Source organism: Streptomyces sp. NPDC058240 (genome assembly GCF_042882135.1).
GTDB lineage: Bacteria > Actinomycetota > Actinomycetes > Streptomycetales > Streptomycetaceae > Streptomyces.
The window spans coordinates 1-15,032 of the sequence record NZ_JBHVWT010000085.1; the positions used below are offsets into that span (position 1 = coordinate 1).

Annotated in this window: 16 protein-coding genes and 1 pseudogene; 6 read left to right on the forward strand and 11 right to left on the reverse strand. The window is 68.7% G+C overall.

Features of this window, described 5'->3' with window-relative positions:
• Positions 1–398: 398 nt before the first annotated feature.
• Together ACFVX4_RS40160 and ACFVX4_RS40165 are read left to right on the forward strand one after the other, a co-directional pair.
• Positions 399–1,427: a sporulation protein gene (locus ACFVX4_RS40160; RefSeq protein WP_389987869.1), complete on the forward strand. Its 1,029-nt coding sequence runs from the start codon at positions 399–401 to the stop codon at positions 1,425–1,427.
• Positions 1,427–1,684, forward strand: a complete 258-nt coding sequence (locus ACFVX4_RS40165; RefSeq protein ID WP_389987872.1) for a twin-arginine translocase TatA/TatE family subunit — start codon at positions 1,427–1,429, stop codon at positions 1,682–1,684. The genes ACFVX4_RS40160 and ACFVX4_RS40165 overlap by 1 nt, the downstream gene beginning before the upstream one ends.
• 203 nt (positions 1,685–1,887) lie before the next feature.
• Here ACFVX4_RS40165 and ACFVX4_RS40170 read toward each other — a convergent pair whose 3' ends face one another.
• A complete protein-coding gene (locus ACFVX4_RS40170) occupies positions 1,888–2,913 on the reverse strand; it encodes an endonuclease/exonuclease/phosphatase family protein (RefSeq protein ID WP_389987875.1) in 1,026 nt (341 codons plus the stop codon).
• A 54-nt stretch (positions 2,914–2,967) separates the two neighbouring features.
• Complete coding sequence (locus tag ACFVX4_RS40175) at positions 2,968–3,612, reverse strand: M15 family metallopeptidase (protein WP_389987878.1); 645 nt, start codon at positions 3,610–3,612, stop codon at positions 2,968–2,970.
• 186 nt (positions 3,613–3,798) lie between these two features.
• On the opposite strand from ACFVX4_RS40175, the gene ACFVX4_RS40180 reads away from it, so the two are divergent.
• The 3 genes and pseudogenes from ACFVX4_RS40180 to ACFVX4_RS40190 form a co-directional block, all read left to right on the forward strand.
• Positions 3,799–4,494: a response regulator transcription factor gene (locus tag ACFVX4_RS40180; RefSeq protein ID WP_389987881.1), complete on the forward strand. Its 696-nt coding sequence runs from the start codon at positions 3,799–3,801 to the stop codon at positions 4,492–4,494.
• Positions 4,491–5,681: a sensor histidine kinase gene (locus ACFVX4_RS40185; protein WP_389987884.1), complete on the forward strand. Its 1,191-nt coding sequence runs from the start codon at positions 4,491–4,493 to the stop codon at positions 5,679–5,681. The genes ACFVX4_RS40180 and ACFVX4_RS40185 overlap by 4 nt, the downstream gene beginning before the upstream one ends.
• An 88-nt stretch (positions 5,682–5,769) precedes the next feature.
• A pseudogene (locus ACFVX4_RS40190) lies at positions 5,770–6,162 on the forward strand (lipoate--protein ligase family protein); the annotation flags it as partial.
• Positions 6,163–6,306: 144 nt separating this feature from the next.
• Here ACFVX4_RS40190 and ACFVX4_RS40195 read toward each other — a convergent pair.
• From ACFVX4_RS40195 to ACFVX4_RS40215, 5 genes are all read right to left on the reverse strand, one after another.
• The gene (locus ACFVX4_RS40195; RefSeq protein ID WP_389987887.1) at positions 6,307–6,438 is read right to left on the reverse strand and encodes a hypothetical protein; all 132 of its coding nucleotides are present in this window, start codon (positions 6,436–6,438) and stop codon (positions 6,307–6,309) included.
• A gap of 211 nt (positions 6,439–6,649) precedes the next feature.
• Positions 6,650–7,435 (reverse strand): phosphatase PAP2 family protein, encoded by a 786-nt coding sequence (locus ACFVX4_RS40200; RefSeq protein ID WP_389987890.1) that lies wholly within the window; start codon positions 7,433–7,435, stop codon positions 6,650–6,652.
• Positions 7,436–7,658: 223 nt separating this feature from the next.
• The gene (locus ACFVX4_RS40205) at positions 7,659–8,615 is read right to left on the reverse strand and encodes a hypothetical protein (RefSeq protein ID WP_389987893.1); all 957 of its coding nucleotides are present in this window, start codon (positions 8,613–8,615) and stop codon (positions 7,659–7,661) included.
• Positions 8,612–8,953, reverse strand: a complete 342-nt coding sequence (locus ACFVX4_RS40210; RefSeq protein WP_389987896.1) for a PadR family transcriptional regulator — start codon at positions 8,951–8,953, stop codon at positions 8,612–8,614. The genes ACFVX4_RS40205 and ACFVX4_RS40210 overlap by 4 nt, the downstream gene beginning before the upstream one ends.
• A 91-nt stretch (positions 8,954–9,044) precedes the next feature.
• Positions 9,045–9,179: a hypothetical protein gene (locus ACFVX4_RS40215; RefSeq protein WP_389987898.1), complete on the reverse strand. Its 135-nt coding sequence runs from the start codon at positions 9,177–9,179 to the stop codon at positions 9,045–9,047.
• A gap of 224 nt (positions 9,180–9,403) precedes the next feature.
• Between ACFVX4_RS40215 and ACFVX4_RS40220 the strand changes: the two genes are divergently transcribed.
• On the forward strand, positions 9,404–9,844 hold the full coding sequence (locus ACFVX4_RS40220; RefSeq protein WP_389987900.1) for a hypothetical protein: 441 nt from the start codon (positions 9,404–9,406) through the stop codon (positions 9,842–9,844).
• 625 nt (positions 9,845–10,469) lie between these two features.
• On the opposite strand, the gene ACFVX4_RS40225 is transcribed toward ACFVX4_RS40220, so the two are convergent.
• The 4 genes from ACFVX4_RS40225 to ACFVX4_RS40240 form a co-directional block, all read right to left on the reverse strand.
• Positions 10,470–12,266, reverse strand: a complete 1,797-nt coding sequence (locus ACFVX4_RS40225) for an alpha/beta fold hydrolase (RefSeq protein WP_389987903.1) — start codon at positions 12,264–12,266, stop codon at positions 10,470–10,472.
• Complete coding sequence (locus tag ACFVX4_RS40230; protein ID WP_389987906.1) at positions 12,263–12,697, reverse strand: hypothetical protein; 435 nt, start codon at positions 12,695–12,697, stop codon at positions 12,263–12,265. The genes ACFVX4_RS40225 and ACFVX4_RS40230 overlap by 4 nt, the downstream gene beginning before the upstream one ends.
• 304 nt (positions 12,698–13,001) lie before the next feature.
• Complete coding sequence (locus ACFVX4_RS40235) at positions 13,002–13,127, reverse strand: hypothetical protein (RefSeq protein WP_389987909.1); 126 nt, start codon at positions 13,125–13,127, stop codon at positions 13,002–13,004.
• A 505-nt stretch (positions 13,128–13,632) separates the two neighbouring features.
• Positions 13,633–14,556 carry a hypothetical protein gene (locus ACFVX4_RS40240; protein ID WP_389987912.1) on the reverse strand — a complete coding sequence of 308 codons (924 nt, stop codon included), beginning with the start codon at positions 14,554–14,556 and terminating at the stop codon, positions 13,633–13,635.
• Positions 14,557–15,032: the final 476 nt, after the last annotated feature.

A 15,032-nucleotide genomic window follows, 5' to 3' on the forward strand; every position in this document is an offset into this window, starting at 1 on the left:
CGATCTTCGACCTCGTCGACTACGGCGTCGTCGGCGACCTCTTCCAGGTCGTCCCCCAGCTCACCGACGAGGTCAACAGCCGCAAGGGCTGACCCCCGGCGGAACCGCAAGACCAGTCCGACGGTCCGGGGCCGTGCGGTGCACACGCACCACACGGCCCCGCACCCTTTCCGACCACCATCCCGTACGGTAAAAGCACGGCAAAACACGCACGTCAAGCGGCTACCCGGACCTCCTGAGCGATCCTTTTCGGACTTTCCCGTCCGCCGAGCCCTCACGGCTCCGGAAGCCTCGTCACCGGCCCTATGCTCTACACGTCTGTAGAGAACGGGAGCCGCCGCAGGCGTTCCCGGACTCCCCCGCACCCCTCGTACGCACGTAAGGGAGTGAACGCCTCAATGGTGTTCAAACGACTGCTCGGCTCGCTCGGCGTGGGCGGCCCCACCGTCGACACCGTCCTCACCACCGGGGCGGCCGCTCCCGGCGGTCCCCTGTCCGGCCAGGTCCATCTCAAGGGCGGCAGCGCCGACTTCGACATCGACCACATCGCGCTGGAACTCGTCGCGCGGGTGGAGGCCGAGCACGAGGAGGGCGAGGACGAGCACATCGTGGTCTTCGAGCGTTTCGTCGTCGGTGGCGGCTTCCGGCTGGCCGAGGGCGAGCAGCTCAGTGTGCCGTTCACGGTCGCGCTGCCGTGGGAGACGCCGATCACCGAGCTGTACGGGCAGAGCCTGGGCATCGTGCTCGGCGTACGCACGGAGCTGGCGGTCGCCGGTGCCAAGGACAAGGGCGATCTCGATCAGTTCGCGGTGGGCCCGTTGCCGGTGCAGGAGGTGATCCTCGAAGCGTTCGGACAGCTCGGCTTCGGTTTCAGGTCCGCGGATCTGGAGTACGGCCGCATCGGCGGCACCGGCCAGCAACTCCCCTTCTACCAGGAGATCGAGCTGGCCCCGTCGCCGCAGTACGCGCACGCGGTCAACGAGATCGAGGTGACCTTCCTCGCCACCGCGGGCGGCATGGAGGTGGTCCTGGAGGCCGACAGGCGCGGTGGACTCCTCTCCGGCGGGCACGACGCACTCACCCGGTTCACGGTCGCGCACGACGGCATCCACCATCAGGACTGGCAGGCTCTGGTCGACGGCTGGCTCCGGCAGCTGATCGAGCACCGGTCGGCGTACGCGGAAGGCTCCGCGTACGGACACGGCGATCCGTACCCCGGGCACCACGGCCACGAGCCCGGTCACGGCCACCACCACGACGGCGGTCACCGCTCCGGGCCGGGCCTGGGAACGGCCGTCGCGGTGGGCGCGGCCGGGCTCGCGGTCGGCGTCGTCGGCGGCATGGTCGCCGCCGAAGTCGTGGACGAGGTGGGGGACTTCTTCGAGGACGACAACGATGACGACGGGGACGGGGACGGGGACGACTGATGTTCGGAATCAGCGAGATCGCGATCATTCTGATCGTGGTCATACTCGTCCTGGGCGCCAAGAAGCTCCCCGAACTGGCCCGTTCCGCGGGGAAGTCGGCCCGCATCCTCAAGGCCGAGGCGAAGGCGATGAAGGAGACGAAGGGCGCCGAGGGGGAAGCGGGGGCGCCTCGCGTCATCCGCGGCGAGACCGTCGCCCGGCGCGACGCCGGGGACCCGCAGCGGGATTTGGGGCAGCAGTCCCAGGACCGCATATGAGTCACCCGGCCCGGTAGGCGTCCACGCCGGAGTCCGTCCGGTGCCGACGCGCTTGCTGCCTGATCGCCGGGGTCCTTCATCCGCGGCACCGGCTGCTGTTCGTCCACGGTCCCCACCCCGTGCCCTCCGGCCGAACGATCGCGGCCCAGTGTGCCCGAGCCGGCCTCCGCATGGGGCCCGGCGGGGTCCGCCCGCTGTACGGGCTATGCCTTGAGTCGGGCGGCGACCGGCCGGTGGTCGCTGGCGGTGGCGGGAAGGGTCCAGGTGTCGGTGGGGGTGACGCCCCGGGTGAGGATGTGGTCGATACGGGCGATCGGGAAGGCTGCGGGCCAGCTGAAGCCGAAGCCGGTACCGGCCTTGTCCTCGGCCGGTGTCAGCCGGGACACCAGAGGCGCGAGGTTGCGGTCGGTGGTGGTGCCGTTGAGGTCGCCCAGCAGGAGGACCTTCTTCTGCTCCTCGTGGTCGAGGGCCCGGTCGAGGGCGGTGAGGGTGTCATCGCGCCGGGCGATGGTGAAACCGGATACGCCGACGCGGACCGAGGGCAGATGGACCACATAGACGGCGACGGGGCCGTTCGGTCCCTGGATCCGGGCGCGCAGCGAACGGCTCCAGCCGGGATCGATGGTGAGGCGCCGGGACTCGGTGATCGGGTAGCGGCTCCACAGGGCGACGGTGCCGATGTGCACGGAGTGGGTGAGCCGGGGGTCCAGCACCTTCCGATAGGCGGGCAGGGCGTCGTCGGTGATTTCTTCCAGGGCCACCAGGTCGGGGTCGGCGGCCAGCAGCGTCCGGACGGTCGCGGCGGGGTCGGGGTTGGTGGCGTTGACGTTGTGGGTGACCACGGTCAGGTTCGGCTCGGCATCGCTGCGCCCGCCGAGGAACAGGGACGCGAACAGGGCGGACCACACGGCGCCGAGAAGGAGGGCGGCGATGACGGCCGGCACGGACCTGCGGAGCAGGGCGGCCAGGAGCAGCACCGGTACGGCCAGGCCGGTCCAGGGCAGCACGGTTTCGAGCAGGCTGCCGAGGTTGCCCGGCGAGTTGGGCACGAACGAGTGGCAGACCATCACGAGCCCCGCCGCCACCGCGACGGCGCCCGGAATCCAGTTCCTGCGCCGTCCCGGGCCGGGCCGGCCGGGACCGGGGTCGGCGGGCGGTGTCCCGGCGGGATCGGAGAAGCCGCCTCCTACGTACACATCCGGGTAGGGGTCCTCGCGCGGATCGGCCATGGCATGTCCTTCGGAAGGGGGCGGTGCTGACTCACGGGCTGAACGCATCGCCGGTCAGCCGGCGGCGTTGCTCAGGGGAGCCGGGCAGGCGCCACCGGGGCCGGTCAGGAGCTCGAAGTGCCACATCTCGTTGGTGTAGACCTGGCACAGGCCGTAGTCGGAGCCGTTGCGGATGAGCCAGTCGTCGGCATCGGTTGGACCGATGTCGACCGCCTTTCCGGACACGTGTGTCGACTTCTGCGGGGTGTTCACGAACTGCCTGGCCTTCTCCGGGCTTCCGTACTTCTCGATGCCCTCGTCCAGCAGGCGCTGCTGGTGATCCTTGCTGCGCCATCCCGAGGTGACCCGGAGTTCGATGCCGTCGTCACGGGCGTCCCGGGCCGCCTCCTGGACGGCCTTCAGCAACGGTTTGTCCAGCCGGCCGATGGCCGGGTACCGGGTGTCGAAGGGGGTGAGCTCCCGACCACTCGGTATGTCGCCGCCTTCGGTACCCTCGGGAGTGGCCTCCGTGGTCGCTTCGCCGCCGTCCCGCTCATGGTCCGCCGCCGCGGCGGCACGCGCGGCTGGTTCACTCCGAGCCGTCACGCCCCATGTCGCCGCCAGCGCCACCACCACGACCGCACCGACTCCCGCCACCGTCCGTCCGGGGAAGCGGCGCGCTGCCGTGGTGGAGCGGTTCGTGGTGGGGTTGTCGTGCATGGTGGCCTCCGGGCATCTCGGACGTGGCGGCGGGTGCCGCGGACGGATGCTTCGAGTGAACGGCAGGCCATGTTGTCGGGCCGTTTCGATTTCCCGATACGTTTTCGATATCCCCGGACCGTTCCCATGGGAATGGCCGACAGGCCGGCGACCGGCCGGGGTGAGGCACAGAGCAGGAGAGACCGTATGCGGGTGCTGATTGTCGAGGACGAGTTGTATCTCGCCGAGGCGGTGCAGGCGGGGCTGAGGCTCGAAGCCATCGCCTCCGACATCGCCGGGGACGGCGACACCGCCCTGGAACGCCTCGACGTGAACGAGTACGACGTCGTCGTACTCGACCGCGACATCCCCGGCACCCACGGTGACGACGTGTGCCGGATCATCGTGGAACGGCGCCTCGGCTGCCGCGTGCTCATGCTGACCGCGGCGGGCCTGATCAACGAGAAGGTCACCGGGTTCGAGATCGGCGCCGACGACTACCTGACGAAGCCCTTCGACCTGAAGGAGCTGGTCGTACGTCTCCGCTCACTGGCCCGCCGGCCCAAGGACGGCACACCCCCCGTCATCGACTACGCGGGAATCCGGCTGGACCCGTTCCGGCGTGAGGTCTTCCGCGACGGGAGGTACGTGGCGCTCACCAGGAAGCAGTTCGCCGTCCTGGAAGTCCTCATGACCGCGCGAGGCGGCGTCGTCAGCGCGGAGACGCTGCTGGAGCGGGCCTGGGACGAGAACGCCGACCCGTTCACCAACGCGGTCCGCATCACCATGTCCACGCTCCGCAAACGGCTCGGTGATCCGTCGGCCATCCACACCGTGCCCGGCGTCGGATACCGTCTCGACGAGCCGGCGGGGCAGGACGTGCGGACGGGGCACGAGCGGTGAACCGCCGGACGGCACCCCACCGGGACAGCGACGCGGACACGGCCGGGGCCCCGGCACGGTCCCGCCGGCCGCGGCGGCTGACCGCCCGCATGAAGCTCACCCTCACCTACGCCCTGTTCGTCGTCGTCGCCGGGGCGTTCAGCCTGGTCGTGGTGTACCTGGCCATGCGCTTCGTGCCCAACTACCCGCTGGGCGACGTGAACCCGCAGGCCGCGGCCGTCGCCACCCGGCCGGACATCCTCCAGGCCCTGGCCAAGGCCTCCGGCGTCACCCTGCTGCTCCTCGCGCTGATCGGGCTCGGCGGCGGCTGGCTCATCGCGGGCCGCGTCCTGCGCCCCCTGCAGGACATCACGTCGGCGGCCCGCCGGGCCGCCGACGGCTCCCTGGACCACCGCATCGGGCTCACCGGCCCGCGGGACGAGTTCACCGACCTCTCCGACACCTTCGACGACATGCTCGCCCGCCTGCAGCGGTCCTTCGACGCCCAGCAGCGCTTCGCCGCCAACGCCTCGCACGAACTGCGCACACCGCTCGCCGTCAGCCGCACCATGCTCGACGTGGCCGTCGCCGATCCGGACGGCCAGAACTACCGCCGGCTCGTTTCCCGGCTCCGCGAGACCAACCAGCGCGGCATCGACATCACCGACGCCCTGCTGCAACTATCCGCCCTCGATCACACCCCGCCCACCACGGAGCACCTCGACCTCGCCGACACCGCCCGAGCAGCCGTCGACGCCGTCCGCGAGGAAGCCAGGACACGGGACATCACCGTCTCCGCCGACACCCACCCGGCCCCGGCCACCGGCAACGACGTACTGCTGCGCCAGCTCGTCCTGAACCTGCTCCACAACGCCGTACGGCACAACCTGCCCACGGGCGGATCGCTCTCCCTGACCACCGGCCCCGACCCGGCACGTCCCGGCCGCGCCCTCCTGACCGTCACCAACACCGGACCACCCCTGTCCGGCACGGTCGACCGCCTCACCGAACCGTTCCTGCGCGGCAGCGGGCGCCTGGCCGAGCAGGATCCCACGCGCCGCGGCCACGGCCTCGGCCTGGCGATCGTCTCCAGCATCGTCCGCGCCCACCACGCGGACCTGAACCTGACCCCCAACCCCGGCGGGGGACTCACCGTCCGGGTATCAGTGCCCGGCGCACCGCAGGGCGGTGCACCTCCGTCACGCTGAGCGCGGGAACTAAACCGCACAGTGTGGTGACGTTATGGGTGTTCCGTGCCGATTCGTAGAGCAGTCGGGCGGATGTGGAGGCAAGGCTGTGCACGGTGAGTACAAGGTCCCCGGCGGCAAGCTCGTCGTGGCGGTTCTCGATGTCGAGGGCGGGGCGCTGCGCAACGTACGGGTCGCCGGGGACTTCTTGCTCGAACCGGACGAGGCGATCCTCGCGATCGACGCGGCGCTGGAGGGCACACCGGCCAACACCGACACCGCCGGTCTCGCCGCCAGGATCGACGCGGCCCTGCCCGCCTCGACGATGATGCTCGGCCTCACCTCCGAGGACGTCGCCGTCGCCGTACGCCGGGCCCTCGCGCACACCACCGAGTGGAGCGACTACGACTGGCAGCTCATCCACGAGGCTCCGCAGTCGCCCGCGCTCCACATGGCCCTCGACGAGGTCATCACCGCCGAGGTCGCTGCGGGGCGCCGCCCGGCCCTTCCCGGCCGGCGCGGCGCTCCGGCGTCTCCACCTCCTTCGAGCCTGGAGGCTCCGTGACGACCGACGTGTTCATCGACTCCTTCGGCGCCCGCTGGCAGGACGCTCCCCCGCCCCGCTACCGCGCCGCCGTACTCGGCATCAACGTACGCCCGCGTCCCGTCCGGTCTGCTGGGCGACGATGTCGGCGAGGGCCGGATCGTCCGGCGCGGCTACGTCCTCAACACCCCCCGGCGCGGCCCGCATCATCACCGACGCCGTGCACGAACTCACCGCGCTGCGCGCAGCCGCGCACGGCCGCCCGGTCCAGCTCCTGGTGAACTGCTGGTACGGCCGCCACCGAGTCGTTGACCGGACTACAGGAGGACACGCCGGGCGGGAGCGCATCCCCGCTCGGGCGTCGACGGCTTCTACGACTGGGCGGTGGCGTCGGACCGCCGCTTCGCCAGGATGCGCCGGTTCCCGCCCGGAGCCGGCCGGGTGGTCACCCCAGTGCGAGGCGTGTGCGGCGTGCGGTGTGTGCGGGCCCCTCCGCTGTGGTGAACCAGAACAGGGCCGCGCACAGGAAGGCCGCTGCCGCGAAGACCAGCGATTGTGTGACGGAGTCGTCCCGCGCGCCGGCGACGAGCGCGCCGGCCGCTGACAGTGCCAGGGCGACCGCCGGCAGCGCACGAGGGCGCCGCGTGACGCCTGGTGGGTTGGCCGGTGGCAGCAACCGGGACGCGAGGCTGTAGCAGGCGCAGGCCAGCAGTGTGGAGCCCAGTACGTCGCTGGGCCGGTGGTGGTAGGTGGCCTGGACGGCGCCGGCGGTGACGGCGAGCCACAGCATGCTGGCCGCGGTGACGTAGGGGCGGATGCGGGGGGAAGCGACGAGGGCGGCGCCGAGGGCCAGCCCGGCGGGGATGGCCACGTGCCCACTGGGGAAGCTCGGCTCGATGAGGCTGACGTGCGCGCCAACCAGGTCGGGGCGGGGCAGGATCATCCTGGTGAGTTCCTTGCTCCCGAGCGTGGCCATGACGACTCCGGCCGCCGCGCCGCCTTGCCACCAGCACCTCCGGACCAGGGTGACGGCCGCGATGACCGCGATGCCCACGAGCAGGGTGGGCATGGCGGTCTGGTCCAGGGGCGGCAGGGCCGGCGAATTGTAAGCCGTCCCCGACCAGTCGTAGATCCATGCCGGGTTGGCGCCGTTACTGTTGAACAGGGCATTTTCCGCCCGTTGCCCGAACGGGGTGCAGACGGCGATCAGGTAGACCGCCAGGAACCCCACGAGGCACAGCAGAGCTGAGATCCGTGGCCGTATCGTCCGCGAAGGGCTGTGTTCGGCCGTGGCTCCCGGGACCTGGCCGGGGGTGTCCGGGTGCGTGGACAGGGTCGAATGATCTTGCTGAGTCATTGTTTTCTCTCTATGTCCGTCGGCAGCGGTTCGGTCACGTGCCTCCTCTGGCACGCAATGGGCCGACGGGCTCGGCCGGCCCACCGGGGATCTGCTCCTATTCGAGGAGCGCCTGGCCCTGCTGGCGCTGGGCGGCGATCGCCAGGGCCGGGAGGGGCGCGATCAGGAGGAGGAGGACGACCAGGTCCGGCAGGGACTGCATGAACCAGTTCGGCTGGATGACGATCGCCTGCGTGCGGATGAACGCGAACGCCGCGACGGGGATCAGCCACCGGTAATCTCCGGTGGCGGCCGTCGCCACCCACGCGGCGATCAGCGCGGCGACTTCTAGTGCGAACAGGCCGCGTTGAAAGGCCGGACTGATGGAGATGATGTGCAGGCCCCCGGCCACGAACATGGCGAGCACGACGGGCACCAGCCAACGGTACGAGTGGCGTCGCAGCTGGCTGGGACGGCAGACCGCCAGCACGGCGCACGCGGTGCACAGTGCCCCCGACAGCACCAGGTCACGGGCCGTTATCGGGGCGCCCAGCCCGTAGTAGCCCAGGCCCACCTTGCCCTCGTCGCCGAAGAACGTATTGCTGTTGAACGTGGCACCGACGTAGATCATCGCTGCTGCGGTCGGCAGGGCGATCCACGGCTTACCGCGCAGCAGGGCGATCAGGCAGACCAGCGGAAGCAGCCCGTAGGGCAGCCGTGTCCGCGTGCCGGGACCTTGCGCCCACGGGTACCAGCCGGAGAAGTGGAAGGCGATGGCATGCCGGCCGGGATCGATGTGCAGTCCCCAGTGCCAAACATCCTGCAGGTACGGCACCAGCGCCAGCGCGGCGAGGACGAGAGCGGTCAGATGGATGCCGTCCAGCCACCACGGCCGGGCCGTGTCGTCGACGACGGCACGGGCGCGGGCCTGCACCCCGGCGCGCGCCAAGGCCACAACCTCCCGCGGCGGGGGCCAGGAACGGCCGGGATACACCTCGGCCAGGCACCCCAGCAACTCCTCTCCCTGCCGGGAACGGTAGGACTTGGGGTAGGCAGCAAGCAGCAGACGGTTCATGCCCGGGCCACTCCGACATTCCGCGAGCGTCCGATGACGACGGCCGCCGCCTGCTGCATCCGCAGCGCCTCCCGGCCGAGCGCCTGGGTGCCGTCCTCGGTGAGCCGGTAGTAGCGCCGCGCCCGCCCGTCCACGATCTCCTCATGATCGGCGGCCACCAGCCCGGCCCGCTCCAACCGCTCCAGCGCGCCATAGAGAGTGCCGACAGCGATCCGGAGCCGCCCGTCGGTGGCCTGCTCGGCAGCCTTGATGATGCCGTAACCGTGCAACGGCCCGTCCATGAGCGCAGCAAGGATGAAGTACTGCGGTTCCGTCAAGGACGGGTTCTGCCTTGTCATGCGTCAAGCATATATCGCGCTACGAAATATATCCGCCAGCCCTGGGTGATCACGGCAGCGCCTCCACGCCCGCAGCGGGCGTCACCTTCTCTCACCCGTTGTTGTGTGCGTAGTGGACCTGGGTCCACATGTCTCCCTCGGGACCGATGTGCGTCAGCCACGGCTGGCCGTTGAGGGTCGCCATGCACATGGGGCCCGCGGATGCGTAGTCCTTGAAAGAGCTCACCGGGCCCCAGCCCCCGGTCTCCGTCCAGGTCCTGACATACACCCTGCCGTCGTGACCCGTGACGCTGTACTGCAGCCCCGTGGTGCGTCCGGCAACAGTGCATGCTCGGGGCCACCTCAGAAGGGTGGTTTTCCGCCTCGCCCCCTGCGGTCACCAACCCCAACTGGGCTGTCTCGTGAGACATGCCAATCGCGAAGAACATCTGTGCGGCCACCAGACCGAGCGTGACCTCTCCGACCGTGCCCGACCGCCGTGCCGGCTTCACTGAATGGCTCGCCAAACAGGAATGCACCGACTGCTGGCGGACCGCCAAGGACGGCAACGAACAGGACAAGGCTGACTGGCTGAAGGCCAAACGGGCAGAAGAACAGGCCGAATCCGAAACCTGGTCCACGCGCTACCGGATGCCTCCTCTGGAGGGGACCGAGCGCGCCGTCGCCTGGGGTGTGCGCTGCCGCCATCAGATCCTGGCCGCCGCCTGCACCACCCTGGTCCTCGAAGGCGAGACCAGCGACACGGAGTGGGAGGAGATCGGAGAAGCCGCCCGCACCATCACCCACGCCGGACGGTGGATCGACCAGCGCGCCTCCGAACCCGAGGACCTCACCGAGCTGCTCCAGGCCGCCACCGAGGCCGACCGCCCCACCGAAAACCCGCACTTCTGACCGTTCGGTGCTGACGATGGGCATGCTCGCGCCCACCACGCCTACGAGAGTTCACTGAATGGTTCAGCCGTGCCCCACCTACGACTCGCTCCTCAAAGCCTGCACACCTCACCCGACACAGGCATGACACCAACGTCGCACCAGTCGGATCACCGCTCAGGCCGTCCCCAGCCCCAACCGTTCCCGAATCTCCCGGAAACCGACGGTACCCCCGTTGCGGCATCACAGGTTCAAGGTCAGCAGGCGGGCCGCCGAGTGACGGCGGCCCGCCCTCTTCTCTGCCAGGCCCCGCTCAGTGGGTTACCAGCCCAAGGTGTATCCGTCGCCGTTGCACGAACTGCATACGCCGTCCCCACCGCACTTGTCGCAGTCTCGCGGGAAGGGGAAGCCATCGATCTTGCCGGTGCCCTTGCACTTGCGGCACTCACCCTTCTTGTCGGGGCATGACTTGCATCGGGCCATGAGAGTTCTCCTTTTCATCTTGAATGTGACAGCGGAAGCCGTCACAGGCTTTGCAGTCGCCGCTACATCGACAGATGGTGCAGCGCGGGGCTGGGGCGCCGGCCCCGTCGAGTTCCTCCACAGGTTGTTGAGTTGCCTCGCCGGCGGCTGGCACGGAGAGGCCCTACAGCTGTTCGTTCGCTGGCTCGAAGTAGGGCAAGGACGGGTTGGCTACAACGGTGTTGCCTTCCCATCGGACGCGATGCGTCTCGGCTCCGCCGGTGGGGCAGCAGGTGGGGTCGGTGTCCTTGAAGATCGGCCGCGTGAGTGTGGCTTCGGAGCCGTTCTGCGAGGCAATGCGGAGCTGACTGGCTCCGGACGCTTGGCCCACGTACCTGTTGCCGTAGAAGAAGAACACGCTGACGCAGTTGCCGTTGGCGCTGTCGACGCACGAGGCTTGGACGGCGCGCAGCGGACCGGGCATGCGGGTGATCTCGTCTGCGGTGACGGTGGCGCTGAAGCTCTGCCGCTGGATAAGCCGCAGCGCTGCGGCGCCGTCAATGCCGGTGGTTGGCTGCCGGCCGGTGGCCGGGCAGCCGGTGAATTCAAGGAGCGGGGTGGGGGGCTTCATGCTGCGGAGCTGGCTGCAGTCACGCACCCAGTCCGAGTCCTGGTCGTCCCCCAGGACGGGAGCGAGGTGGGTCGCCAGTTCGAGGCGGCCGGCCGTGCGGGTGAAGACCGTGATGATCACGGAGTCCGTGGCGGGTGTGTCGCCCCAGACGACGGCCGACCAGCCGGGGTAGCACTTGTAACTTCCTAGGTGCACTTCGGAGGGAGCTTGCAGGGTGCGAGTGATCGCGGACTTGAGCGCAGCGCGGGTGGGACACGGAGTGCTGTCAGCAGGCTTGACGGGTTGTGTGCCCCGGATGCGTTCGATCTGCTCGATAACCGTCCCCATGACGGTGGGATGTGTCTTGATATAGATGTGATTGCAACCGCTCGCAAGCACCATCACGCCGTTTGCTCGGCAGGTCAGGACGCGCGGTTTGCCGGTCCGGTGCGTGTAGGCGGTCGCGGAGTCGAGAGTGACGGCGAGGTCCCCGAGTTCTACTTCCGGCGAAGACTTGACTTCGAAAGGGCCGACGGGAAGTACGAACCTGATGCTGCCGGCGATCGCGAGGACGGGAAGTTCCTTGGGCCAGGGTGGCAGTTTCCTGATCTGGTCCGACTCGTACCTCAGCGCACGGCCCTGGGGTGACCTGAGCGCGGTGGCTGCCGAGCACATGTCGTCCTCGTGCGTCATGTCGTAGCCCGCGCAGAAACTGAGGACGGCGTCGAGCGCCACAAAGAGGGGGTGGCGGGAGATACTGAGCAGGTCCGTGGCCGTTTGAAGGACGGTGATGATCTTGGAGCCGAGCGTTGGCGTGCCGATCGTGATGACCTCAGCGATGTTCTGCCACGTTTTGCCACCGGGCTGACCGTTGGGCTGGGACGCTGCGTACTGGGTGGCGAGGCCGCCCATGGAGTGGCCGACGACGATGACCTTGTGTCCGGTAGTGCGAGCCAAGCAGTTGATGGCGTTGGCGAGTTGCGGGCCGATGCGTTTGTCGGTCACCCATTCCGGCTGGGCCGCGGAGTAGTCGTAGGTCCACGCCGTGACGCGGGAGAGTCTGGCAACTCTCGCGGGAAAGGCCCCCTTGCCCGGCCGATACTTCTCGCCTGCCTTCTGTGCCTTGTCGGCCAGGTAAACTTCCTGCGTTTCGTCCCAGGTGTCGGCTCCGGAGGCGATGCCGTGGACGAAGAGGACCGGCGTGCTATTGGCCACCGATCCGTGTGGTTCCACCTGCACGACCTTTCCGCCGGCCGAACAGGGGCCAGGGGTCGCAGTCGCGGTCGCGGGGAGCGCCGTGCCGAGACCGAGGAGAGCAGCCAGGGTGACGCACAGCGCGAGGATGCGCGCCTGGGGTGAATGGCCGGTCACTTGACGACCTCCACCACGGTGATGCGCCATCCGGTACTTCTCTTGGTGAACCCGATGAGGACGTGCTGCGCGGACTTTCCGGGCTTCGTCAAGGTCGCCTGGGCATTGGCGTAGCCGTTGGCCTCGTGCCAGGTACCCCTTGTCAGATCGATACGGGTTCCTTCGGGGAGAAGTCGGCCGCCGGCCAGAGCTTCGTCCAGTTCGGGGGTGAGTGCCGCCCGCTGAGTGACGACGTTCTTAGAGGTCAAGTCCTGGACAGCACCGGCGGCTTGGGTGGGAGGAGAGCCGCCCGGCTTGTACGGCAGGGCGCGGGTGCCTGACGACTTGCTGCCTTCTGCCGTTGCGGGTGGCTGGTCGCCGCGCAGGGCCAGGTAGCCGATGCCGGCTGCGGCCACCAGGGCCAAGCCGAGGATCAGGAGGGTTTTTCGCATGAACGTCGTGCCTCCCTGGGAGTCATGCGTGCGAGGGTCATTTCGGTGGAAGGGCTGTCTTCGATGGGGTGCGCCGTGGTCAGTACCGCCGGACAGGACCCCAGCCTTTGGCATGTGAGGTGAGGAAGGTCTTGATGTAGTACGTCGGGCTCAGCCCGCCTCCGTTGGGGCGTCCCCCCAAACCGTTGGGGAGGTGCCGCGTGCTCATGGCGGGGCTGTAGGCCCGGAAGATCTCACCGGCACCCGTGAGGCAGTTGTTCGTCAAGAGGTCGTAGTTTGTGCGGGCCAGGGCTCGGTACCTGCTCTACGCGTTCACGATGCTGCCGCTGGCCGTTGTCTGGCACCGGTGGAAGTCGTACTTCGAGGGTGCGAGGATGCTGCCCTTCGCAGTCAGGTCGCGCCAGCTGCCACCGCCGATGCGAGCCCCCATGGACAGAGGCCGCTGCAAGGCTGGGCCTTCGAAACTTCCCCAGACGTAGTGATCGGCGCGAGCGGTGTCCTTGACAGCCCAGCCGACGTGTCCGGCTCCGGCCGCTCGATCGGTGTCGAGGAAGAAGCACACCTGACCTCGGCCAGCGGCGTGAGCTTGCGTGGCTGCCAGAGCGGTGGGGAGCAGGGCGAGCAAGAGGGACACAAGAGCTGCACCAAGACGGGGCGCAGCCGTCCCAATGGGCCGTACGGGCATGCCTGTGGACATGGGTAACCTCTCGGCGGTGGTGGAATGAACCGCACTGTGGAGCCTGGCTGCGCGTTCGAGCGCTGCGGCCTGCGGTCTGTCACCACCGTAGGGCGCCCGGTGGGTACGTCCGTGCAGATTGGCCTGGCGAGCTCTCGCATGAGCACAGGTGACCAAGATCGTTACGGGCGCAAGGCGCGGAGCACCGAATCCGTCTGTCCCTGTCGCACACCCCGGTCCGAGGTCACCCGACAGCCTCTCAGTCGAGCAGCCCCATGCGGCAAGCTCTGACGACCAGTTGAGTTCGGTTCTTCACTTCGAACTCGCAGATGAGGTCTTTGATACGTCGTCGCGCGGTCGTCTTCGAGACGCCGAGGCGCCGCGCAATGGTCTCGTCCTTCACCTCATCGGCGAGCATCGCGAGGAGATCGCGATGCGTGTTCATCAGGTCGTGGGGCGTCGGCTGATCGGACGTGGCAAGCGTTGCGGCTCCACGCCAGTGACGGGCGAAGAGATCGGCAGCGGCCGCGACCGCCCCCGGTGTCCGGACGATCATGATCCCCTCCTGATTGTCGGCAGGCTCCAGAGCAGTGGCGACGTACTCATCATCGACGATGAACGTCCAGACGGGCAGAGTGGGCACGGTGCGGATCTCGACACCGGCCGCTGCCATCGCGTGGGCGCCGTCCACCAGGCTGGGCAGGATGTCGATGCTTTCCAGCAGCAGGAGCTGGACCTCGATGCCCCGCTGGGCTGTGAACGCCGCGAGCTCGCTGATCGCTGTGTAGTCGGAGGTCTCCCCTACTCCAGGGGCAGCACCGGCGGCGGCCATGCACCGTACCGATGCCGACGCGGTGGCCGCGATCTGCTCCAGAAACGACCAAGCCGCAGCGGCCCCACGGTGCACCTCTGCCTCGGCGAGGGAGGATGTCCCCGACGCACCAATCTCGGCGGCCAGCTCATCGACTGCGGCACGGCCCAGCTCAAGCTCCTTCTGCTGACGTGCCAGACGCAGTGCGGCGCGTTCCAGCAAGGGATGGCAGGCCAGTACCGGATGGACAGCACGCAGGTCGCCGTCTGAAGACCTGGCGAGCAGACCCAGGGACAGCAGTCGCTCTGCGACGAGGTCGGCCTCCTGCGCAGTCAGGCCCACGAAGTCACGGACTTCCTCCGCGGTCGACATCGGCTGTTTCAGAAGGCGGCGGTAGAAAGTCGACTCAACAGCTCCCAGGCCCAACCCCGCCAACATGGTCTTCCCTACTCTCGCTCGCCAGAAGAGTCGGCAGCCGCCCCCTGGCGGCCCGCATGGCCTGTTCCAGCACTGGTGTACAGCTCACTGATTCTGCCCGACCGCAGCAGCGCTGAAGGCACAGAATCCAGCCACCCAACGCAGCACCACGCCTATGGCCGGGAACGACCACAAAAGGTCGCCCCGCCTTGCCCTTCTGCCCACCAATGATCAATTCCGACCCTCGGTAGAGAACGAGGACCGGATCCCCGCACCAACTTTCGCAGGCCGTACGTCGGCCAAGCACCCCCCGCAGGCGCGGGGTCGACTCCCCTGACGGGTCTGTCAAACGAGCGGTGTAACTCAGGTTGTTGGAGTTACTGGCGTGCTGCGGAGAGCCGGCCGTCGAAGGTGATGTCGAAGGCGTTGAG

Coding starts and splice junctions, on each gene's coding strand:
- ACFVX4_RS40160 (WP_389987869.1), top strand. CDS start 399: ATGGTGTTCAAACGACTGCTCGGCTCGCTCGGCGTGGGCGGCCCCACC.
- ACFVX4_RS40165 (WP_389987872.1), top strand. CDS start 1,427: ATGTTCGGAATCAGCGAGATCGCGATCATTCTGATCGTGGTCATACTC.
- ACFVX4_RS40170 (WP_389987875.1), bottom strand. CDS start 2,913: ATGGCCGATCCGCGCGAGGACCCCTACCCGGATGTGTACGTAGGAGGC.
- ACFVX4_RS40175 (WP_389987878.1), bottom strand. CDS start 3,612: ATGCACGACAACCCCACCACGAACCGCTCCACCACGGCAGCGCGCCGC.
- ACFVX4_RS40180 (WP_389987881.1), top strand. CDS start 3,799: ATGCGGGTGCTGATTGTCGAGGACGAGTTGTATCTCGCCGAGGCGGTG.
- ACFVX4_RS40205 (WP_389987893.1), bottom strand. CDS start 8,615: ATGAACCGTCTGCTGCTTGCTGCCTACCCCAAGTCCTACCGTTCCCGG.
- ACFVX4_RS40210 (WP_389987896.1), bottom strand. CDS start 8,953: ATGACAAGGCAGAACCCGTCCTTGACGGAACCGCAGTACTTCATCCTT.
- ACFVX4_RS40230 (WP_389987906.1), bottom strand. CDS start 12,697: ATGCGAAAAACCCTCCTGATCCTCGGCTTGGCCCTGGTGGCCGCAGCC.
- ACFVX4_RS40235 (WP_389987909.1), bottom strand. CDS start 13,127: ATGGGGGCTCGCATCGGCGGTGGCAGCTGGCGCGACCTGACTGCGAAG.
- ACFVX4_RS40240 (WP_389987912.1), bottom strand. CDS start 14,556: ATGTCGACCGCGGAGGAAGTCCGTGACTTCGTGGGCCTGACTGCGCAG.